A 21,770-nucleotide genomic window follows, 5' to 3' on the forward strand; every position below is an offset into this window, starting at 1 on the left:
TCCTGTCAGCAGGGCTCAGAACTTTTTTCCCAGAACATCCTTGAGAATCTTGTTATCTAGGGCCAGCTCCGCGTACATCTGCTTGAGCTTCCGGTTTTCTTCCTCCAGCTCCTTGAGCCGCTTGAGCTCCTGAACTTCAATGCCTCCATACTTCTTTTTCCAGAGATAAAATGTGCCTCGATGGATACCCAATTCCCGGCAGAGTTCATTTACATCCCTGCCCGATTCATGATCCTTGACTGCCTTGATGATCTGGCTTTCGGTAAATCTTGACTTCTTCATACAGTTTAAAGTTAGTGACTTTGTCGTCTTTTAAACTGTCCAGTTTTTGGGGAAGCTTACAGAGATCGTAGAGCTTCAGGTGATCGGAAAGGGAGTTCATTACCGGAGGGAATCATGTTGGATGCAGCAATGGTCCTGAGTCTGTTAGGGGGAGTGATTTCGATCCTCCTGGGGATCATTGCCTTTTTCCTGAAGCTCTTGATTCAGGATTTGAGGCAAATGAGAGAGCAGTTTCAGGTATTGAAAGAATCGGTGATCCGGCTAGAGTCCGAACAGGTCAGATTGAAGGTTCTTTTTGAAAAGAGAAGATAGAGAATTGGGTCACCTAAGGAACTCACAAATTATGTTTCAAGATGGTTTCTAAATTCTCTAATAACCAGTAACTTAATAACTAATCAAATGAACACGATTGAGGAAATCAAGATCAGGGCATCCCTGCCCACCCCTCCATTCTTCCAGAAGTTGAAGAAGATTGGACTGATCCTGGCCGCCATCGGCCTGGCTGTTCTCTCGGCACCGGGTTTTGTACCCGAATTGCTGACCGAAATTGCCGGCTATGCGATTACCGCCGGAACCATCCTGGTCAGCATCTGTCAGCTGACCGTGGATGAGCTTAGGCTGGAGGATAAATTGATGTCCCAAGTGGACCTTTAGTAGTCGATTGGTTACCCAAACTAAACCCGGTCAGGTCTCTTGGCCGGGTTTTTTCATACCTGTCTTATATTCTCTTCGCTCAAGTGAGTGTCCTCACTCACTTTCAATTCCTTAGCGAAAGTCTTCAGACTTGTGCTTACCCTCCTGCAGTCTTCAGACTGCTCATTTCTTTGAATTGCTATTGTCTGTTGACTGTGGCTTGACTTCTGTGGATAAATGTGGGTCCAAGTCTGAAGACTTGAACCATACCTGAGGTCAGGTAGAAAATATCCTGCCTTTTACGTTCTGTCGTCTGTCGTCCGTGGACCGTGGACCGTTGACAACCCACAACCGTACAACTCACATCCCCAACTTTAAACTTTTCACTTTAAACTTATAACTCCACCCTGTCGTCCGTGGTCCGTTTACAACCCACAACCGACACTTGTAGTGAGCCTGTCGAACTAACCGACAACTCACAACCTCTCCTGATTTCGGATTTGGGATTTCGGATTTCGAGACAACTGTCGTCTGTCGACCGTGGTCCGTTGACCAACCTACAACCTACATTGGACATCCGACAACTCACAAACGACACCTGTACTGAGCTTATTGAAGTAACTCACAACTCATGTCGAACCTTTAAGAATTCAATTAAATAATGGGATTCAAGATTTTAATTCATTTATATATCCTTTTATTTCCTTGATATTTTCATAAGTTAATGGCTTCACAAAGAAATTCTTTACCAAAGAATAAGAATTAGCCTTCTTTCTATGTTCTGGGCTAATTGAGGACGTTAACATAAAAACATGTAATCTGATCTCCTTAAATCTTTCATTGCATATTTCCAGAAACTGAAATCCATCTACTTTTGGCATGTTTATGTCCAACAGCATGATTAGGTCAATACTTTTGTAAGTCTCTGAATATTTTTCAAGGTGTTCAATGGCTTTTTCTGGAAAATTATAGGTGTGTATTATTAATTCATTGTTATTAAAAACTCCAGAGCTAAGAACTATTTTTCTTGAAATTAATGTCGATACCAGATCGTCATCAACCAGCATTATTTCAAATTTCATGATTTGGGAATTTTAAAGTCACAGTAGTCCCCTCATCTATTTTACTTTCAATCTCAATAGTTCCTTCTAGTATATCGACTAATTTTTTTACGAAAAATAACCCAAAACCCTTTTTCCCTGATATTTTGTGAATGGTATGGTTGATGTGGAATAGCTTTTCGTACCCAGTTGTTAAATCCATTCCAATTCCATTGTCTATTATAGTGATTTCTAAAAATTCAGAATTAATTTGATTTGACTTGATCTCCACTCTTAAGGGTCTTTTGTCGGATCTAAAATGAATACAATTTGATATCAAGGAAGTAAATATTCTTTCTAAGTATTCATTTGAACTAAGCAAAATATGATTTTCTGAAATATCCAGGGTGTACTTCACATTGTATTCAAAATAAGCTCCAAACGTTTTTTCGCAAATCATTGAAAGAAGTTCTGCAAGTGGGACAGGTTCTATCAGAATTGGCTCACTTAAACTTAAAGAGGTGAATTTGTTAAGTTGGAACAATATTGAATCCAAGTTTTGAGTGCATTGTTTCATTAAATTGAAGTACAATTTCTTCTCCTCCTCCTCATTTACTAGGTCTATCAGGGTCAGAAGTCCGTGAAGATTTGAAACTTCCCCTCTAAGATTATGGGAGATGATATTATTGAACTCTAATAGAGCCTTGCTCTGATGAGAGGCTAAGTCTACCAGTTGGTTTATTTGATTCTTACTTTCTTCTGATTCGGTTATGTCAAAGCCGACAAATACGATTAACTCTTCAGATTTTAAAAGTTTGTCGATAGTTGATGCGTTCCATAATATGGAATAAGTTTTATAGTTAACTCCTTTTTCAAAGGATTTAAATTCGTAATTTTTAGAATTGTTAAAACCGGAGGAGTTTAGCAAAACTGAGGAAAATTTTTTTTCAATAATTGTATTTAAGTTGTATTCTTCAATTCCTATTATATCAATTAGGAATTTTTTGAAGTAAGAGTTACAATACTCTAATTTTAATTTACTGTTTAATATAAAAACAAATATTTGATTGTTCTCTACGATTGATTTGAAAAAAAATGCCGCTTGTTCTGCTTTTAATTTGCTTTTTCTAAGTTCTTCTTCTAAGAAATATTCTTCACTAATGTCTCTGATACTTCCGATAAAAGATGTTACTTTATTATTGTATATGATAGGGTTCGACGAAATTTTAATAATCTTTTCAATCCCAGACTCTAACCTAATTTTTCTAATATTATTGTAGGGTACTTTATTGTGAATTGCGTATTGTAGATCCCTATTGGCTTCTAGTTTACTTTGCTCATCAAAAAGTTTAAGTAATTCTTTAAATTTAATTTTTTGATCGCTGTTTAGTTCGAAAATTTTATAAGAATTTGTGGTGAATTTAACGCGGTCACTGTTTACATCATATTCAAAACCTCCGATTTTTGCAATCTTTTCCACTTGATTCATCATGATTTTGTATGAATGAAGTTTGTGTTTTAAATGCTGATTCTTTGTGATGTCAATTATGGCTGCTGTTAAAGTTTCAGTATCATATTCTACTTTTAAAGTAATTGATTTTCGAGAATTGTTAAGATAGATATCTTTATTGTACTTTATTGATTTATTCTCAATATATATTTTCCGTATAGTCCCTAATATTTGTTTTAATTCCTCATTGATTTCTGTGAAATTACCATTAATAAAATCATTGAAGGTGAGTTCAAAGTCTTCGTTTTGACCAAACATTACATTATTGCTTGGTCCCCATATCAGAAATTTTTCATACTTGTTTAGATACAAACCTCCAATTTCTGAGTTTTTAGCGACTTTAATGGCTGCATCCATTCTCCTGGATAGATTTTTTTGTTCTTCGTTTAGCCAATGGCTTTTCTTATGAAGGTAGATTAGTTTTTTTGCTTGATTGGCAAATATTTTTAATAGTTCCAACTGGAAAGAACTTAAATTTTTGGGTTCGTTATCGAATACGCACAAACTGCCTATAATAAAACCTGACTCCGTTTTTATTGGATAACCGGCATAAAATTTTGTGCCTGAATTTAATAGTGCAGGATGATTTTTAAATTTTTCGTTTTTTGTTAAATCAGGTATATATAATCCATTTTTATAATTATGGATTAAATTTTCGCAAATAGAATGATTTAAAGGAGTTTCTTTCAGTTCAAATCCATAAGTTGATTTGAACCACTGTCTATTATCATCAATAATAGTAATGGCAGAAAAATTTGTTTCACAAATAGAGGCGGCAATTTTTGTCAGATCGTCAAATACATCCTCTCTTTCTGTATCTAAAATGTGAAAATTTTCTAAAACCTTTTTTCTTGATGTATTAGAAGTGTATTTCATTTCTAAAAATATGTTTTTTGTTTTTTTTTTGAACTGTAGTAATTTTTGCCTAAGCAAATTAATGTTTGAAATTTAAGAATTTTTCCCCTCTATTTTTCTGTGATTTTATTCTTTCTCGTCTTGAAATATTTTTTTTCTGGTTTCCATTGCTCGAAATCTTGAAAACCAATAAGTTTTGACTTTGTAATTCTAGATTGATAGTCCTTGGATAGGTAATATTTGTCCTTTTCATATGTACGATTTCAGCGGCGATTGACATGGTTACTGATTGTCGGTTAGGCAGAACTTGTGGGAATCCGGGCACCCAGATACTACTTTTCATTTTCTTTATTTTCTCTGCCCCCGTGAGTATCCTCATTCATGCGATATTGATTTTCTCTATGCCCCGGAGTGTTCCCACTCACTAAATGAATTATTACTGAATGGGATTTTTATCAAAAAAACCGTTTCCATTGCGCTGGTAATCGAATTACTTTTCTAATCCATGCTCCCGGATCAGCGCTGAAGATTCCGATGACCTTTGATCCCCGGGTTTCGTCCCAGATAAGTATCGGGGCAGGCAGTTCCTCCTCACCTGGGCCTGCCTGACGACTAAGACAGGGTTACCAAAAGTTAGACCCCTACGGGGCCAAGTAGAAAATAACTCACCTCATCCGTTCTGTGGTCTGCCGACCAAGTTCCGTTGCTAACTAACATCCGACATCCGACATCCGACAACCGACAACCCACAACCTCTCCTGATTTCGGATTTGGGATTTGGGATTTCGAGACAACTGTGGTCTGTCGTCAGTGGACCGTTGACAACCCACAACCGACAACTCACATCCGACTCCGTACAACTCACATCCGACACCGTACAACTCACATCCCCAACTTTAAACTTTTCACTTTAAACTTATAACTCCACCCTGTCGTCCGTGGACCGTTGACAACCCACAACCCACACCCCACAAAATTTAATTCAAAAGTTATTTTTTTTGGTTTACTTAACGGCACAATATGGGTGTCGAAGATGCTATCCGAAAATGATCCTTTAAAAGAACTGGTCGTACAATTGTCAAATGGCGATGAAAAGGCATTTGAACGATTGTATTTCTTGTTTTCGGAAAAAATCTATCACATTTCCAGAAAAATGAACCTTTGCCATGAGGATGCAGAGGGAGTGGTTCAGGAAGTATTTTTGAAAATCTGGAAAAACCGATCCAAACTCGACCCTGAACTTTCCATCAATGCCTATCTGATTGCAATTGTGCGTTCCTTGATAATCAAAAAGGCCAAGAAAGACGCCCGTTTCTACGCTTTTCAGCAATATAAAATCCCCTTGCTGCAGCAAATCACTTCAGCCAGCGCTGATGATGAAATCATTTTTTCAGAGTTTAGCATGCTTACCCAAGAAATTATCGAGCAGCTGCCGCCTGCCCAGAAGAAAATTTTTCAACTCCGGTATCTTGAAAACCTATCAGTAGCAGAAATCGCCGAACAGCTCAATATCTCCAAAAGGACTGTTGAAAACCAGATTTTCAGAGCTACTTCCCTGGTCAAGGAGAAATTATCCAAACTCAAGATTATCTCTTCAGGGCTTTTGTTTTTTATTGTTGATTCAGTGCTTTTGGCATTGATGGACTGATAAATCCATAGATTTTTTGGGTTTAAATAAAAAAAACCACATTTCTTTCATTTGGCAGTGAGTAGTTTGCCGGACTTGAGGGTATAGGTATCAATATCAGACCTCTCATGGATCACAAAAAGCGAATCGATGATTTTTATTCCGGAAAACTGAGCCCCCAACAGGCCCAGGAGTTTTTGGATTGGCTCGAAAGCCCGGAGGCAGAAGAGTTCCTTTCTGCCGAAATCATCCAACTTTGGAGCGAAAAACTAAAATCCCAAAGCATTTCTTGGGACAATAATCCCCTGTGGCTAAAAATAAAAGCTGAAAAATCAGGGTTTGCTAAGCCATTTATTCACAAAAGTCTTTCCCAACAGCCTGTAAGATCAATCTGGTCTTGGGCAAAATATGCTGCTGCGGTCATTCTGATCGGGGTTTCGGCCTATGCCTATTTCTCCTCTCAGCAGCCTCAGGGCGTAGAGCCTCAAACCGAGCTTGCCGAAGCATCCAAGTGGATTACACGCACCAATCCTTCCGGACAGAAAACAAGGATTCTTCTTTCTGACGGTTCTACGATCTACCTCAACTCCGCCAGTTCGGTTTCTTATCCGGAAGATTTTCAGACCAACAGACGGGTTTCTCTGGAAGGTGAAGCCTTTTTTGAAGTGGCAAAAGATCCGGAACATCCTTTTTCTGTAGAAGCAAAAGGAATAACCACCACTGCCTTAGGAACCTCCTTCAATATTTCCACTTTCAATCGCCAGGATAAAGTAGCGGTTACCCTGGTGACCGGAAAAGTAAAGCTTCAGCAATTGGGAGCAAGTCAAGAACTACTGCTCAACCCCGGGGAAGAGTCCCTTTTGGCAGTGGATGAAAGTAATCCTCAGAAATACAAAGTAGATACCCGTGACCGGATCCTCTGGAAAGACGGAGTGCTGAAGTTTCAAAATACCAACTTCCCGGATATGATCGATATCCTGCAGCGCTGGTATGGAGTGAATGTAAAAGTAACCGGAAAACCCTCTCAGGATTCTGCTACAGGTACTTTCGGAAATAATGAGTCCCTGCGCAATGTCCTCCATGTCCTGAGCGAATCTATGGGTTTCAGCTACCAGCTTAATGAAAAAGAAGTCATCATCCACTTTAACTGATCAGATCCTATGAAAAATTGAAAGCAGATGAAAAAAGAACAGGAGCGTACGGCAATACACTCCTGTGAAAATCAAAACACGGCACCCAAGGATTGAAGATTAGCGGTCTGGCATCCAAAGGGTATTTCTATGTTCCAACTTATCATTCCAAATTATGAAAAAAATCCTACCGTTAATAGTCATGTCTATTAAGATACTAGTTCGGGGAGTCGCCATCCTCCTCCTGACCTTGAGTCCTCTCATGGCTAGCACCTCTGAGGCTCAGGTAAAGAGCATCGACGAAGTTCACCTGAAATTGGAGAAGACCTCTTATTCTCTTCTTCAACTTTTTCAGGAAATCGAGCGAAAAACTGATTTCAGATTTTTTTACACCCAGCAAGCTGTAAAAAATACTCCAACCCTCACGCAAATCAATCCTTCGGGAAGTGTGGAAGAACACCTGGTTCAGGTAGCCAAACAAACCAACCTTCGGTTTAAACAGGTCAACAACACGATTTCTGTAATCCCGAATAGCAATGAAACCCAAGAATTAATAACCAAAGAAATTCAGTTGGCTACCATTTCCGGAACAGTCTATGACGATTCTGGATCTCCTATGCCGGGCGTGACCGTTTTGGTGCAGGGAACTACTGTGGGAACAGTTACTGATATAGATGGAAAATACTCCATTGAAGCCTCTGAAGGGCAGGTATTGCTATTTTCCTTTATCGGCTACCAAACCCTGCTAAGAGTGGTGGGTACTGCCTCGACTCTGGATGTACGCATGTCTGTAGAAGAAAACAACCTTCAGGAATTCGTGGTGATTGGCTATGGTACCATCCAAAAAAAGGATATCACTGGCTCCGTCAGTGCGATCAATTCTGATAAAATAAAAGACCAACAAGTACCTAGCCTTGACTTGGCGCTGGCTGGACAAATGGCTGGGGTAGTAGTCACTCAAGCTACCGGTGCTCCGGGTGGGGGGGCAAGCGTACGTATCCGTGGCGCAGGTTCTCTAAGTGCCGGCAACGAACCCCTGTATGTGGTGGACGGGTTTCCGGTAACCAATGACTTTGACCAAAGAAACAATCCTCTTAATACCATCAACCCAGCGGATATCGATAATATTCAGGTATTGAAAGATGCTTCTGCCACGGCTATTTATGGTTCAAGAGGCTCTAATGGGGTGATTTTGATCACGACCAAATCCGGTAAAACCGGTACTTCACGCGTTGATTTTAACGTCAGCACGGGTGTACAGCAAGTAGAAAAACTCGTGGACGTCCTGAATGCAAGGGAGTTTGCGACCTATATCAATGAGTCAAGAAACAACGCTTGGGTCAACTCTGGACCCAATAGATCTGCCTCAGATCCGAATTCGGCGAGAGGAAACAACGTGATGTATGTCCTTCCGGAAATTTTGCAAAATCCAGATGCCCTCGGCGAGGGGACTAACTGGCAAAAGGAAATCTTCCGTACCGCCAGCATGAGCAACTATCAGTTGAACTTTTCAGGTGGAAATGACAAGACTAAGTATTTTGTATCTGCCGGCTACTTAGATCAGCAGGGTGTGATTATCAATTCTGACCTGAAACGCTATTCTTTCCGCGTAAATGTGGAATCCCAAATGAACAAGCGGGTGAAAGTTGGCGCCAATGTCACGCCGACCTATACCTTTTCCAATCAGTCTTTAGCTGAAGGAAACTGGCAGGGGGGAGGGATTATCCAGTCTGCCATCACTGCAGCCCCTCACTTGACTCCTTATGATGCGGACGGCAATTATACCAAAGTGACTGGCCAGGGTATCGGACTTTCTGAGGTGGATAATCCAGTGAAAATCGCAAAGGAATATTTTCATCAGCAGGGGACTCTTCGGCTTTTGGGAACTGCCTTCGCAGAATTTTCCCTGGTTGACAATCTGAAGTTCAAGACTTTGGTGGGTGGAGATGTACGGAATTTCAGGGAGGATATTTTCTCCAATTCTCTGATTAACCCGAATAGTGTCAACCTGACCAAACCTGCCGTAGGCACCAATACTACCAGCCAAACCAGAAACTGGCTTGCTGAATTTACTCTGAGCTATGCCAAATCCTTCGGGAAACATAATCTGGATGCGGTCTTGGGATACACTGCACAAAATGAGCTTTTGGATTTCAACCGTATCACGGGCACCAACTTTCCAAATGACAATATCAAAACGCTCAATGCTGCAGGTCTAATTACCAGTGCTTTCAATACCAAAGAAGAGTGGTCACTGCTTTCTTATTTGGCTCGTGTCAACTACAACTTTGACGATCGTTATCTTCTGACTGCAACCTTCCGTCAGGACGGTTCCTCTCGCTTTGGTGCAGAAAACCGTTGGGGCTTTTTCCCATCCATTTCCTTGGGTTGGAGACTTTCTGAGGAAAACTTCATGAGTGAAATTGACTGGATTTCTGAGTTAAGACTTCGGGCGAGTACAGGTCTTACCGGGAATAATTTCATCGCCAACTATGGCGCTATCGGTTTGACAAGCCCTGAAAACTATATTTTCGGAACCAATGGAGGTGTCGTGAATAACGGGATAAGACTTTCTAATATTCCAAACAGCAGGCTAGGTTGGGAAACCAACCGTCAGACGGATATCGGGATCGAGTTGGGGATTATGCAAAACAGATTCTACCTCTCTGCGGATTATTACCAAAAACGCACTTCAGACTTATTGTTGAATGTGCCAGTGCCAACTTTGACCGGTTATAACACAGCCCTTCAGAATATCGGAGAGATCTTGAATAAAGGTTTGGAGTTTACGGTTACCAGCCGAAACACGGTAGGAGCCTTCAAGTGGACCACGGATTTCAATATTTCTACCAACAAAATCCAAGTAGAAGCCTTAGGTCCTGATGGATCACCAATTATCTCCAGACAAGCTACATCAGCTTCTGCACCTACTCATATTACTCAGATTGGTTCCCAGCCGGGAAGCTTTTATGGATACCAAGTTGTGGGAGTATATCAAAATCAGCAGGATATTGATAGCAGCCCTGTGATCCGAAATGGAAATGGAACGGTACAATCTAAGCCGGGTCAGTTGAAATTCGCAGACATCAATGGTGATGGAGTTATTACCACTGCCGACCGGACAATTCTTGGAAGTCCATTCCCGGATTACACTTACGGGATGACCAATACCTTTGCTTATAAGGGGTTTGACTTTTCCTTTACCCTTCAGGGTGTAGAGGGTTTTGAGGTACTTAACCTTGCCAGAAGATATTATGGCAATTACTCCGGTACCTATAATGTCTTGAGAAGTACCGCCAATGGATGGAAATCTGAATCCGATCCCGGAGACGGTGTTTCCCCAATGATTGACCGAAACTTCAATGCCTTGGCAGGAAGTAACGTGGTAAATAATGTGACCTCTCTTTTTGTAGAAGATGGATCTTTCCTGAGAATTCGGAATATCACTTTGGGGTACAATTTACCTCAAGCCTCCCTTCAAAAGCTGAAGCTTTCCAGTGCTCGATTGAGCTTTACGGTACAAAATGCCTACACTTTTACCAAGTACGAAGGATACAATCCTGAAGTAAGTGCCCAAGGTGGAAGCACTTTGGTGCCTGGGGTGGATGCCGGCGGATACCCATTGGCCCGCTCCTTTATGTTTGGTTTAAATGTTGGCTTCTAACTTGATCTTCACGATGAAAAATATCAAAATTCTTTTCGCAGCAGGAGCTTTGGCCCTTATGACCGCAACCGGATGCAGTAGTGATTTTCTGGATTTGGCTCCTATTTCCCAGCAAAACAGCAATAATTTCTATAAGACTCCGGAGGACATGAAAAATGCCCTTACAGCAGTCTATGGGTCTTTGCAATACGGAGGTCAATATTATTCCTCCATGCACATCATCGGTGAACTCAGATCCGATAACACTGAAATCACCAACCCCGCGGCTGGTGCAGATCAGCAGGCAGTGGATGATTTCACCAATGTGCCGGTCACTTCTATCAGTTCCAATACCTGGAATGCCCATTATCAGGGAATTCAGGCAGCCAATATCCTGATTGAAAAAATCAACGGAGTCAACATGGACGCCAGCCTTAAAGCCAGATACATCGGAGAGGCGAAGTTTCTCAGAGCTTTGATGTATTTCAATCTAGTAAGGATCTATGGGGATGTTCCTTTGGTACTGACTGTGATCAATAATCCTCAGGAAGGATATGCATATGGCAGAGAGACCACTCAAAAGGTTTACCAGCAGATCATCGCTGACTTGACAGAAGCAGAAGGAGCGCTTCCATTCACCTACACCGGTGCTGACCTAGGCCGTGCCACCAAAGGTGCTGCTATGGCTTTGTTGGGAAAAGTTTACCTTACCCAGCGTCAGTGGACACTTGCGGCTGATAAACTCAAGCAATTGATTGATGCCTCAGCTCAGACAAAATATCAGTTGCGACCAACTTATGCGGGGATTTTTGGCCCGACAAATGAAAACAATTCTGAGTCAATTTTCGAGGTTCAGTTTAAAGGAGGAGTAAGTGGAGAAGGAAGTCCTTTTTCAAATCAATTTGCCCCGATTGGATCCGGTACTGCAGTGGTATCAATAGGAAACCCTCTAGGCCAGAACATTCCTACGGATGAGTTTTTCAAGGCTTATGAGCAGGGAGATTTGAGAAGGGATGTTTCTATGGCCACTAGCTATGTGCTCAATGGTAAGGAAACCAAGCACAACTACATCAAGAAATACCTGAGTACTCCTGCTTCCAATTTGGATTCGGATGTGAACTGGATCGTTTTGCGTTATGCAGATGTACTGCTGATGTATGCCGAGGCGCTTAATGAGCAAGGTTTTGTGGCAGATGGTCCGGCGTTTACTTATCTGAATCAAATCAGAAAAAGAGCTGGATTGCCGGATCTTTCTGCAGTCAATACTAACCCCGCCTTGCAGATTGACTCTCAGGCTAAATTCAGAGCGGCTGTGGAAAAGGAGAGAAGAATGGAGTTGGCTTTTGAAGGCCACCGCTGGTTTGACTTGGTTCGTACAGGACGGGCGACTGAAGTGATGGCATCCAAAGGCATGCAAGCTCACCAGGCACTCTTCCCGATCCCACAAAGCCAGATTGATATCAATCCGGGTTTGATGACCCAAAATCCGGGCTACTAGTCAGTTTCAACTTAATTCAACAATGCTTTCCAGCCTGTTCAATCCCAATTGGACGGGCAGGCTGGAAGTGTTTTGAGTTATAAATGTTATGTCAACAGTCCACGGTCCACAGTCCACAGACAATGGAGAACAGTAAGCGGGAAATAGTTAATGGTTAAAAGTTAATAGTTACTAGTAACAGACAACCGACAACCAACTTCCGTCTTCCGTCTTCCGTCTCCCGTCTTCGGTCATCGGTCATCGGACATCAGACAACCGACAACCCACAACCGACAACCAACTTCCGTCTCCCGTCTCCCGTCTTCGGTCATCGGACATCGAACAACCGACAACCGACAACCGACAACCAAAAACCGCCAACCTCCAACAAACTTCCGTCTCCCGTCTTACAACTTCAAACCAACCCATGAAACCCCTAATTCTATTTTTCCTGCTGGCACTTTCCCAAAGCATTTATGCCCAAAATCCCAAGCTGCTCAATCAGTCGGACACTGGCTATCGTGGCATTTGGTACAGCAATGAACCTTCCAAAGACGAATATGTCTATAAGTATAGTGGAGGACTGGGCACTTATCCCGCTAATCATTATCCATTTTCCATCTATGTGGAAAAAGTGGGAAAAACATTTTTCTGCTATGGGGGAGCAGATCCATCTGGAAATACGCTGCTTCACATGGTTTCCTACTTCGACCATCAAACTGGGATGGTTCCCCGACCTACCATTGTTCTTGACAAGGAAACGGACAATGCCCATGACAATCCGGTCATGAATATCGATTCGGAAGGTTACATCTGGATTTTTTCCACAGCCCACGGCACCAGCAGTCCCGCCTATATCAGCAAAAGCAAGAGGCCTTTTGACATTTCTGAATTTGAATCTATTCAGCCTACCAAAATTGTTGATGGCCGCATAGTTCCCATGGATAATTTCTCTTACCTGCAAACTTGGTATCAACCGGGCAAAGGCTTTTTGAATCTATTTACGCATTACGAAACACAGAAAATTCCCGGACAACCCTCCAAACCTCGGCGCACCATCGGTTTTATGCGAAGCGAGGATGGGATCAGCTATTCAGCCTGGAAGGATTTGGCGGCTATTTCTGAAGGCCACTACCAAACCAGCGGAATGCAGGGGAATATCCTTGGAACAGCATTTAACTTTCATCCCATCAAAGAAGGTGTAAATGGCCTGAACTTCCGGACCAATCTCTATTATCTGGAAACCAGGGATTTTGGAGAAACTTGGCAAACTGCTTCTGGGGAGAAAATCCAAATTCCGGTCACAGACATTCAGACTCCGGCCTTGGCTGCGGAGTACGAGTCCAAAGGACTTTTGGTCTATATCAACGATCTGGTCTATGATGAAAATGGACGTCCGGTAATTCTTTTTGTGACAAGCAAAGGCTTTGAGGCCGGACCTGAAAGAGGACCAAGAACCTGGAATACCGCCCGATTTACGGGTTCGACTTGGGAAATCCTCCCTGTCACCACCTCGGACAACAACTACGACATGGGCTCTCTTTATATTGATCCTAAAGGTGAATGGCGTATTATCGGCCCAACAGCCACGGGACCCCAGCCTTTCAATACCGGAGGTGAGATGGTTTTATGGATCAGTAAGGATCAAGGGAAATCCTGGAAAAGCAAAATAATGACTTCAGGCTCGGAGCGAAATCACTCTTATGCCCGCAGACCAGTTAATGTTCATCCGGATTTTTATGCCTTCTGGGCCGATGGACATGGTCGTGAAAAATCGGTTTCCCAACTCTACTTCTCTGACAAAAAGGGGAATGTCTTTCTCCTTCCCACTGAGATGAAAGCAGATTTTGCAAAGCCTATTCTTATAAAATCCAGCTCAAAAAAATGAAGAAAAAGTGGTTTTTGGCTTTGGCACTAGGTGGCTTGATGGCCTGTCAGCCTCAGCAAGCTGAGTTACAATTGATTCAACTCGATACCATTCAGCTGGATAAAACTGCCTTGAAAGTGGAGGTATTGGCCGATTCCCTCAACGTGCCTTGGGATTTGGATGTGGATTCAGAAGGGTTTCTATGGATCGCTGAGCAAGAGGGGAAGGTCTCCCGGATTAACCTTCAAACAGGTGAGAAGAAGCTACTTCTCCAAATTGAGGAGGTGTGGAAAGTTCGAACCTCGGGTCTTTTGGGAATGGTGGCACATCCCGACTTCCACCGTAATCCCTTTCTCTACCTCAACTACACTTTCAAAAAGGACTCTCTGATCCGGAGTAAATTGGTGAGGTACACCTTTAAGGACTATAGCCTTCGAGATCCTAAAGTTTTGATGGAAATCGAAGGAGGTACTTCTCATAACGGTTCACGTTTGGCTTTTGGACCGGACGGAAAGCTCTATTGGGCGACAGGGGATAAGCATGATTTCACTTATGCTCAAAACCCTGAAAAACCCAACGGAAAAATCCTTCGGCTAAATCCGGACGGAAGTATTCCTTCTGACAATCCGGATCCTAAAAGTCCGGTTTGGGCTTTGGGATTCCGAAATATGCAAGGCTTGGCCTTTTCTTCCTCGGGATTGCTTTATACCTCTGAGCATGGAGACGCCATCGAAGACGAGGTCAATCTGATCCAGAAATCCGGGAATTATGGTTGGCCGGCTATTGAAGGAAAACATGATTTGCAGGCTGAGTTGGAATTTGCAGATCAATATAAAACCCTGGAACCCATCAATTCCTGGACTCCGGTTATTGCACCTGCAGGAATGACCTTTTATGGTTCGGATGCCATTCCGGATTGGAAAAACACCCTTTTATTGACTACTCTGAAAGGGAAAAGTCTTAGAATTCTTTTCTTGAGCTCTGATGGGTTGAGGATTGATTCGGAGGAAATATTATTTGAAAATCTATACGGACGACTTCGGGATGTGGCCATTGGTCCTGATGGGGCAGTTTACCTCAGTACCAGCAATCAGGATTGGAATCCCCAGCCGGGCTTTCCCCTTCCTGGAGACGATAAAATTCTAAAAATCAGTCCAGCGAAGACAATTTCTTCCAATCCAATTATTCCGGTGAAAGCCTCACAAGTGTTGGCATTAGACGGAAAGCAACTCTATCAAAATTACTGTGCTTCCTGCCATAAAGAAGATGGAAAAGGAGTGGAGGGCATTTTTCCTTCTTTGGTTAAAAGCCCTCTGGTTCAAGGAGAGCCTCGGGTCTTGATTGAAATTTTGCTTCAGGGTAAATCCAGCGCTACCGGCGCCCAAGCCATGCCTGCATTCTCCTTTTTGGATAATCGGGAGGCGGCAGAGATATTGACCTATATCCGAGCGAGTTGGGGCAATGCTGCCAGCTCCATTTCTTCCACCCAAATCGAATCCACTCGAGAATGAAATCCAAATCCAAGCTACTTTCTTTTCTGCAAACTCTCGGGCCGGGGATCATTACCGCAGCCTTGGTTTTTGGTCCCAGCAAGATGACTCTGACTTCCAAGCTGGGAGCTAGTTATGGCTATGAGACACTTTGGCTGGTGGTGGTTGCGATTTTCTTCATGCTGATTTTTACTCAAATGGGAGCCAGAATAGGCCTTAGCTCAGATCAAAGCCTTTTGTCGCTTATCCGCCATAAATGGGGAAAAGCAGCAGGGGTTATCATCGGTTTTGGAGTATTTCTAGTGACCACTTCCTTTCAGGCTGGGAACTCGATCGGTGTTGGAATAGCGGTGGCTGAGGCTACCGAAACCCCAACTTGGCTTTGGGTACTGGTATTCAATCTTCTGGGAATGGCTTTGCTCTTTTTCAGAAGCTTCTATAAGACTTTGGAAAAGCTGATGATAGCCTTGGTCGGTCTGATGTTATTTTCCTTCTTGACCACCTTATTTCTCAGCAAACCTTCTATATCTGGGATTTTTCAGGGCTTTGTGCCGTCCATTCCAATGGGTTCAGCCGGATTGCTGATTGCCTTTGTAGCTTCCTGTTTTTCTATTGTGGGAGCTTTCTATCAGGCTTATCTGGTTCAGGAAAGCAGGAAATCAGGTTCCGGCCAAACCAGCGCCAAGCGAAGTGCGACAGGAATTTATATTCTCGGCCTAATGAGTGCAGTGGTCATCATCTGTGCAGCGGCTGTTCTCCAACCTCAGGGGATCTCAGTCAATTCTGCTTCCGAAATGTCCAAGGCCCTTGAACCTCTCTTTGGAAGCTATGCTGCGCACCTGTTTTTAGCTGGACTCTTTGGGGCTTCCTTCTCTTCCCTGGTGGGGAATGCCACTGTGGGAGGGAGTCTTTTGGGAGATGCTCTGGGTTTTGGAAATCAATTGAGCTCCAAGGCTGTCCGGGGCTTGATTGCTTTGGTGATGATTTGTGGAGCCAGTATTTCACTGATTTTCGGAAAACTGCCTCTCGAGCTGATCATTTTCGCCCAAAGTGTGACCATATTCTTGGTGCCATTTATTGGCTTGGCCATGTATGCAGTGGCAAATGACCCAAGCATTATGGGTGAAAAAGCCAATACTCCATTTTCCAAAATAGCAGGTGCCATCGGCCTACTCTTATTGAGTGGTCTAGCCATCTGGAATTTCAATGAATTGTTTCTGAAATAAATCAAATGATCCAATATGGCCCTAGTCAAATCATTCATTAAGCAAGGCTTCGATTTCGAGACTCTCGTCTCTCAAGTGCTCAGCCTGACAACAGACAACCGAAAACCAATAACCAATAACCAATAACCAACAACTGACAACCGACATCCAACAACAGACAACCCACAACCCAAACAGATGAAAGACTTAATCCAACTCGAAAACGAACTACTAGCCCCATCTCCAGCCCTGATAGAGGACATAGCAAACCTCAAAGGTGACATTATCCTCTTGGGAATTGGAGGTAAAATGGGCCCTAGCATGGGGAAATTAGCCGTGCAGGCAGCACAGGCAGCGGGGGTTAAGAAGCGAATTATCGGAGTTTCCCGATTTTCCGACCCGAAAGCAAAAGCCCAACTCGAAGCTACAGGAGTAGAGACCATTTCCTGTGATCTTCTCAATGATGCCGAACTTCAGGCACTGCCAGAGGTAGCCAATGTGATATATCTGGCTGGCAATAAATTCGGGACTACGGGCAACGAATCATTCACCTGGGCCATGAATGCCTACCTTCCCGGCAGAGTGGCTGAAAAGTATAAAAACTCCAATATAGTTGCCTTTTCATCTGGAAACGTTCTGCCATTTGTGCCGGTGACTTCCGGTGGAGCCTCAGAGGAAACAGCACCAGACCCTTTGGGAGAATATGCTCAGTCATGCCTTGGGAGAGAGCGAATTTTTGAATATTTCTCCAAAAAGAATCATACCCCAACCTTGATCTATAGGCTGAACTATGCGGTGGATTTTCGCTACGGGGTAGTGATGGAAATCGCCAAATCAGTTCGAGATGGAAAGGCAATAGACCTGAGAACGGAAAATGTCAATGTGATCTGGCAGGGAGATGCCAATGAAATCGCAATCCGTTCCCTTTTGCATTGCGAGTCACCGGCCAAAATCCTGAATGTAACAGGTCCGGAAATTCTTTCCACCCGCTGGATTGCCCAGCAATTTGGGCTTCGGTTTGGAAAGGAACCGGTTTTTATCAACGAACCAAGCGGTACAGCTTTACTTAATAATGCCTCGGAATGCCATCGAATCTTTGGCTACCCCCGAGTCACCATCCGGGAAATTATCGATATCACGGCTACCTGGATCAGCCAGGGAGGAGAGGAGTTTGGAAAAGCTACACATTTTCAAGAAAGAGGAGGAAAATTCTAATGAAGACATTGAATCAAACTTTAAAACAACACCTTCATCAGGGCACGGTTATTCCTGCCCATCCTTTGGCTTTGGACGCCAATCGTCAGTTGGACGAAGCGATGCAGCGCCAACTCACCCGCTACTACATTTCTTCTGGAGCTGGAGGCGTAGCCGTCGGGGTGCATTCCACCCAATTTGAAATCCGGGATCCTCAGCACATGCTTTTTGAAAAAGTGCTGTCTCTTGCTGCAGAAGAAGTTGAAAAAGCCCAACTCGACCGTCCTTTTGTGAAAGTAGCTGGCATTTGTGGGCCTACACTTCAGGCGATTTCTGAGGCAGAAACTGCCCTGAAATATGGCTATGACATGGGACTTTTGAGTATGGGAGGCTTGCAGGCTTGGACTGAAGCAGAAATTCTCAATCGGGTTAAGGAAGTGGCTTCCATAATTCCAGTTTTTGGATTTTACCTTCAGCCCTCTGTAGGAGGAAGAATCTTCAGCTATGGTTTTTGGGAGCAATTTGCGGAAATCGAAAACGTAGAAGCAATCAAATGTGCATCTTTTAACCGTTACCAAACGCTCGACGTGATGCGTGCTGTCGCCCAAAGCAGCCGAAGAGATCAAATTGCCATGTACACCGGAAATGATGACAATATTGTTGCCGATCTGCTGACCAAATACCGTTTTGAAGTGGGAGGAAAAGTCTTCGAAAAAGAATTCGTGGGAGGCTTATTAGGTCATTGGGCGGTTTGGACTGAAAAAGCCGTGGAACTTTTAGAGGAAATTAAATCCTGTAAGGCCACAGGTACTGGGGAAGATTGGGCGAGGTTACTTACCAAGGGAATTGCAGTCACTGATGTCAATGCCGTGATGTTTGATCCAGCGAATCATTTCCATGGCTGCATTCCGGGAATGCATGAATTTCTCAGAAGACAGGGACTACTGAAAGGAATATGGTGTCTTAATCCCCAAGAGGTAATGTCGCCTGGACAATCGGAAGAAATCGATCGGGTTTACCGGGATTATCCCCAGCTCCATGACAATGCATTTGTGCAGCAGTTTTTATCCCAATCCATCCAATAACCATGAAGAAATTGATCCAATGGGCATTTTTTGCCTTCATTCTTTTGTCCCAGTTGTCCAATGCAATAGCTCAGGTAGATACTACCCGTTTCACCAATCATGGGGCTCAGCTTTTTGCGTCCATGATTCAGGGAAGTGTATTTGCAAAAGGACCTCAGGACCGTCAGTTGATCTATACAGTGGTTCGGGGTGAGCCTGCGCATTTGCTAGGCTATGATGTGGAAACCAGGGAACTGATCCTCGACCAGGCCTTGCCTGAGGCAGATGGGGCCTGGGACTTGGCTCAATCCACAGATGGAACTATCTATGCTCCGGGAGCTAATGGAAGTCTTTTCGCGCATATTCCGGGAACCCAGGAGGTCAAAGATTTGGGGGTAGTGCTTGAAGGGGAAAACTACCTTTGGAATCTTACGGCAGGGGCTGATGGAGAGGTTTTTGGAGCCACTTATCCGGGTTGCCGGGTATTTCGATACCATCCCAAAGATGGATTTTCGGATGTGGGAAAAGGTCCTTTGGTCGAGAATCAAAACTATGTCCGAAGCTTGGCCTTTTATCCCAAAACCGGAATGCTCTATGCAGGAGTTGGCTCAAAAGCCCACTTGATCGAGCTCAATCCAATAACCGGCGAAAAGAAGGAGCTTCTGCCTGAAAAATTCAGAAACTATGAATTTGTTTATGGATTGGAGATTGTTCCCGGACTTGATGGAAATGACCGTCTTTTTGCCCTGATTACCAATGGAAGCATTACTCTGGTATATAACCTCCAAACTCGGGAATTCGAACAGGAAATTGAGGGCATGGACATGCGGGCCATTACAGGGGAGCCATCTGGGAAGACAGTCTATCTCACTTCCAAATCTCAGTTAAAGCGCTTTGATCCATCCAAAAATTACCAGACTGCAGAGGTTTTGGGGGAAGAGATCGGAACCGCATTAGCTTTCCATTATGGGGAGGACGGAAAAGTTTATTTTCTGACTTCGGGAGCAAATCTTTTTGTTTTCAACCCTAAGGATAATTCTCTGTCAAAAAATAAGCTTCAAATTCCCGGTCAGCCTATTCCCATCCATTCCTTGGTGACCGGCCCCGATGGGAAAATCTGGTCTGGAGGTTATCTGGCTGGAGGGAACGCCGCTTACGATCCCAAAACGGGTCAATCCACTTTTCTTCCGGGATTAGATCAGACTGAAGGCATGTCTGTATTCGGAGATCAGATTTTCTTTGGAATTTATCCCAAAGGGAAATTTTATGTCTATGATACCAAGTCCGCTTGGAAGCCTAAAGAAGGGAATCCCAAGTTTTTGGGACAGATTGAAAACCAAAGCAGGGCATTTACTCAGGTGGTGTTGAAGGATAAAAAGCAGCTGGTTTTTGGGATGATTCCTGAGTATGGCAAATTGGGTGGAGCTTTGGTGGTATATGATGCCCAAACAGAGGAGCTGAAGCATTTTCCAAGTCCAGTGGAAAAACAGGCTATTGCAGGTTTGGCCTATACGGGGGACTATGTGTTGGTAGGTACTACCATCTCCGGTGGTTTGGGGATAGCTCCAGAAACCAAAGAAGCGCATCTGGTGGGTTGGAATCCGGAGACAGGAGAGAAGCTATTTGACATTATTCCTGTGCCGGGAGCTTCGGCGCTGACAGGCTTTTTGAACATGCCGGATGGCTCCATTTGGGGGATGGGAGATGGACAATTGTTTATTTTCGACCCAAAAGCCCGAAAAGTAAAATCAGTTACCAAGCTGTTTGATTATCCTCCTTTCAAAAGCCATATCTGGAGAAGTGCATTTATGGTTTTGCATCCGGACGGAAATATTTACGGGACAGATTGGGAAAAACTCTTCAAACTAAATCCGAAAACCCTGGAATATACCCAGCTGGCCAAAGAAGCTGCTTTGTTGGTAATGGGTGAGGATGGAACGCTTTATTTTAAGAGAAAAACAGATTTGTGGTCATACAGACCCTCAGTCCAATAATAAATGCAGGGAGTTGAATAAAAGGGTTTTTTGTGAAATCATAGGCAACATTGGTACGGCACCCATAAAGTAGAAATGAGGAAGGCGATCATGGGTGCCGGCCACGTGTCTGTACGGTTTAATACTGTATCAATTAATGAAACTCTGGAGAGAAATGCCATTTTGGAGTCAGTAAGTGAACTATGGTCTGTCGTCCGTGGACCGTTGACAACCCACAACCGACAACTCACAATCGACAACCTCTCCTGATTTCGGATTTTAGATTTCGGATTTCGTGACAACTGTGGTCCGTCGTCCGTAGTCCGTTGACCAACCGACAACCGACAACTCACATCCGACATCGGACAACTCACATCCCCAACTTTAAACTTTACCCTTTAAACTTATAACTCCACCCTGTTGACCTATTCACAACCGACAACCCACAACCTCTCCTGATTTCGGATTTCGGATTTCGAGACAACTGTGGTCCGTCGTCCGAGGACTGTTGACAACCCACAACCCACAACCTCCAACCGTTTCCGAAAGACTTTGATTCCTATTCATATCACTCTATAAAATTGCCTTTCACAGCACAATTCCTGTACTATTTCCCAATGGAATATTAAATTATTAATAGATCATTTATTTCATCAAAATATAATTCCCCAGATATTTGGAATAGTAAATTTTCTGGAGAATAATTGGTATTCAATAAGTTTTAACTGTTTTGTAATTAAGCCTGTTGAGAACCAATTTGACCCTTTCCTTTGGATATTT

15 protein-coding genes and 1 pseudogene are annotated in these 21,770 nt (G+C 43.3%); 13 read left to right on the forward strand and 3 right to left on the reverse strand.

Going from position 1 to position 21,770, the window contains the following annotated elements; all coding sequences use genetic code 11:
- Positions 1-21 precede the first annotated feature (21 nt).
- Positions 22-282, reverse strand: a pseudogene (locus G458_RS0116255) (transposase); the annotation flags it as partial.
- Between the two features lie 114 nt (positions 283-396).
- Between G458_RS0116255 and G458_RS0116260 the strand changes: the two are divergent.
- Positions 397-594 carry a hypothetical protein gene (locus G458_RS0116260; protein WP_051287384.1) on the forward strand — a complete coding sequence of 66 codons (198 nt, stop codon included), beginning with the start codon at positions 397-399 and terminating at the stop codon, positions 592-594.
- Positions 595-681: 87 nt separating this feature from the next.
- Complete coding sequence (locus tag G458_RS21040) at positions 682-936, forward strand: hypothetical protein (protein WP_035468390.1); 255 nt, start codon at positions 682-684, stop codon at positions 934-936.
- 647 nt (positions 937-1,583) lie between these two features.
- On the opposite strand, the gene G458_RS0116270 is transcribed toward G458_RS21040, so the two are convergent.
- Positions 1,584-1,997 carry a response regulator gene (locus G458_RS0116270; RefSeq protein ID WP_026952832.1) on the reverse strand — a complete coding sequence of 138 codons (414 nt, stop codon included), beginning with the start codon at positions 1,995-1,997 and terminating at the stop codon, positions 1,584-1,586.
- The gene (locus tag G458_RS21550; RefSeq protein WP_026952833.1) at positions 1,987-4,341 is read right to left on the reverse strand and encodes a GAF domain-containing sensor histidine kinase; all 2,355 of its coding nucleotides are present in this window, start codon (positions 4,339-4,341) and stop codon (positions 1,987-1,989) included. Before G458_RS21550 ends, G458_RS0116270 begins: the two co-directional genes overlap by 11 nt.
- 1,012 nt (positions 4,342-5,353) lie before the next feature.
- On the opposite strand from G458_RS21550, the gene G458_RS0116285 reads away from it, so the two are divergent.
- The 11 genes from G458_RS0116285 (at position 5,354) to G458_RS21820 (ending at position 21,260) form a co-directional block, all read left to right on the forward strand.
- A complete protein-coding gene (locus tag G458_RS0116285; RefSeq protein WP_026952835.1) occupies positions 5,354-5,968 on the forward strand; it encodes an RNA polymerase sigma factor in 615 nt (204 codons plus the stop codon).
- A 107-nt stretch (positions 5,969-6,075) separates the two neighbouring features.
- Positions 6,076-7,098 carry a FecR family protein gene (locus G458_RS0116290; RefSeq protein ID WP_026952836.1) on the forward strand — a complete coding sequence of 341 codons (1,023 nt, stop codon included), beginning with the start codon at positions 6,076-6,078 and terminating at the stop codon, positions 7,096-7,098.
- A 181-nt stretch (positions 7,099-7,279) separates the two neighbouring features.
- Positions 7,280-10,741 (forward strand): SusC/RagA family TonB-linked outer membrane protein, encoded by a 3,462-nt coding sequence (locus tag G458_RS0116295; RefSeq protein ID WP_245579283.1) that lies wholly within the window; start codon positions 7,280-7,282, stop codon positions 10,739-10,741.
- Between the two features lie 13 nt (positions 10,742-10,754).
- A complete protein-coding gene (locus tag G458_RS0116300; RefSeq protein WP_026952838.1) occupies positions 10,755-12,218 on the forward strand; it encodes a RagB/SusD family nutrient uptake outer membrane protein in 1,464 nt (487 codons plus the stop codon).
- A gap of 406 nt (positions 12,219-12,624) precedes the next feature.
- Positions 12,625-14,085 carry a BNR-4 repeat-containing protein gene (locus tag G458_RS0116305; protein WP_026952839.1) on the forward strand — a complete coding sequence of 487 codons (1,461 nt, stop codon included), beginning with the start codon at positions 12,625-12,627 and terminating at the stop codon, positions 14,083-14,085.
- Positions 14,082-15,575, forward strand: a complete 1,494-nt coding sequence (locus G458_RS21050) for a PQQ-dependent sugar dehydrogenase (RefSeq protein ID WP_035468391.1) — start codon at positions 14,082-14,084, stop codon at positions 15,573-15,575. The genes G458_RS0116305 and G458_RS21050 overlap by 4 nt, the downstream gene beginning before the upstream one ends.
- The gene (locus G458_RS0116315; protein ID WP_035468392.1) at positions 15,572-16,780 is read left to right on the forward strand and encodes an Nramp family divalent metal transporter; all 1,209 of its coding nucleotides are present in this window, start codon (positions 15,572-15,574) and stop codon (positions 16,778-16,780) included. The genes G458_RS21050 and G458_RS0116315 overlap by 4 nt, the downstream gene beginning before the upstream one ends.
- Positions 16,781-16,957: 177 nt before the next feature.
- Positions 16,958-17,974, forward strand: a complete 1,017-nt coding sequence (locus tag G458_RS0116320; RefSeq protein WP_026952841.1) for an NAD-dependent epimerase/dehydratase family protein — start codon at positions 16,958-16,960, stop codon at positions 17,972-17,974.
- Positions 17,974-19,038: a dihydrodipicolinate synthase family protein gene (locus G458_RS0116325; RefSeq protein WP_026952842.1), complete on the forward strand. Its 1,065-nt coding sequence runs from the start codon at positions 17,974-17,976 to the stop codon at positions 19,036-19,038. Before G458_RS0116320 ends, G458_RS0116325 begins: the two co-directional genes overlap by 1 nt.
- A gap of 2 nt (positions 19,039-19,040) precedes the next feature.
- The gene (locus G458_RS0116330) at positions 19,041-21,011 is read left to right on the forward strand and encodes an NHL repeat-containing protein (RefSeq protein ID WP_026952843.1); all 1,971 of its coding nucleotides are present in this window, start codon (positions 19,041-19,043) and stop codon (positions 21,009-21,011) included.
- A 75-nt stretch (positions 21,012-21,086) separates the two neighbouring features.
- A complete protein-coding gene (locus G458_RS21820; RefSeq protein WP_157359839.1) occupies positions 21,087-21,260 on the forward strand; it encodes a hypothetical protein in 174 nt (57 codons plus the stop codon).
- The last annotated feature ends 510 nt before the right edge of the window (positions 21,261-21,770 follow it).

The organism is Algoriphagus mannitolivorans DSM 15301, from assembly GCF_000429425.1.
GTDB lineage: Bacteria > Bacteroidota > Bacteroidia > Cytophagales > Cyclobacteriaceae > Algoriphagus > Algoriphagus mannitolivorans.

What these genes read in the sequence shown, in the direction of transcription:
- G458_RS0116260 (WP_051287384.1), top strand. Translation starts at nt 397, where the DNA reads ATGTTGGATGCAGCAATGGTCCTGAGTCTGTTAGGGGGAGTGATTTCG.
- G458_RS0116295 (WP_245579283.1), top strand. Translation starts at nt 7,280, where the DNA reads ATGTCTATTAAGATACTAGTTCGGGGAGTCGCCATCCTCCTCCTGACC.
- G458_RS21050 (WP_035468391.1), top strand. Translation starts at nt 14,082, where the DNA reads ATGAAGAAAAAGTGGTTTTTGGCTTTGGCACTAGGTGGCTTGATGGCC.
- G458_RS0116290 (WP_026952836.1), top strand. Translation starts at nt 6,076, where the DNA reads ATGGATCACAAAAAGCGAATCGATGATTTTTATTCCGGAAAACTGAGC.
- G458_RS0116300 (WP_026952838.1), top strand. Translation starts at nt 10,755, where the DNA reads ATGAAAAATATCAAAATTCTTTTCGCAGCAGGAGCTTTGGCCCTTATG.
- G458_RS21550 (WP_026952833.1), bottom strand. Translation starts at nt 4,341, where the DNA reads ATGAAATACACTTCTAATACATCAAGAAAAAAGGTTTTAGAAAATTTT.
- G458_RS0116305 (WP_026952839.1), top strand. Translation starts at nt 12,625, where the DNA reads ATGAAACCCCTAATTCTATTTTTCCTGCTGGCACTTTCCCAAAGCATT.
- G458_RS0116320 (WP_026952841.1), top strand. Translation starts at nt 16,958, where the DNA reads ATGAAAGACTTAATCCAACTCGAAAACGAACTACTAGCCCCATCTCCA.
- G458_RS0116285 (WP_026952835.1), top strand. Translation starts at nt 5,354, where the DNA reads ATGCTATCCGAAAATGATCCTTTAAAAGAACTGGTCGTACAATTGTCA.
- G458_RS21820 (WP_157359839.1), top strand. Translation starts at nt 21,087, where the DNA reads ATGAGGAAGGCGATCATGGGTGCCGGCCACGTGTCTGTACGGTTTAAT.
- G458_RS0116330 (WP_026952843.1), top strand. Translation starts at nt 19,041, where the DNA reads ATGAAGAAATTGATCCAATGGGCATTTTTTGCCTTCATTCTTTTGTCC.
- G458_RS0116270 (WP_026952832.1), bottom strand. Translation starts at nt 1,997, where the DNA reads ATGAAATTTGAAATAATGCTGGTTGATGACGATCTGGTATCGACATTA.
- G458_RS0116325 (WP_026952842.1), top strand. Translation starts at nt 17,974, where the DNA reads ATGAAGACATTGAATCAAACTTTAAAACAACACCTTCATCAGGGCACG.
- G458_RS21040 (WP_035468390.1), top strand. Translation starts at nt 682, where the DNA reads ATGAACACGATTGAGGAAATCAAGATCAGGGCATCCCTGCCCACCCCT.
- G458_RS0116315 (WP_035468392.1), top strand. Translation starts at nt 15,572, where the DNA reads ATGAAATCCAAATCCAAGCTACTTTCTTTTCTGCAAACTCTCGGGCCG.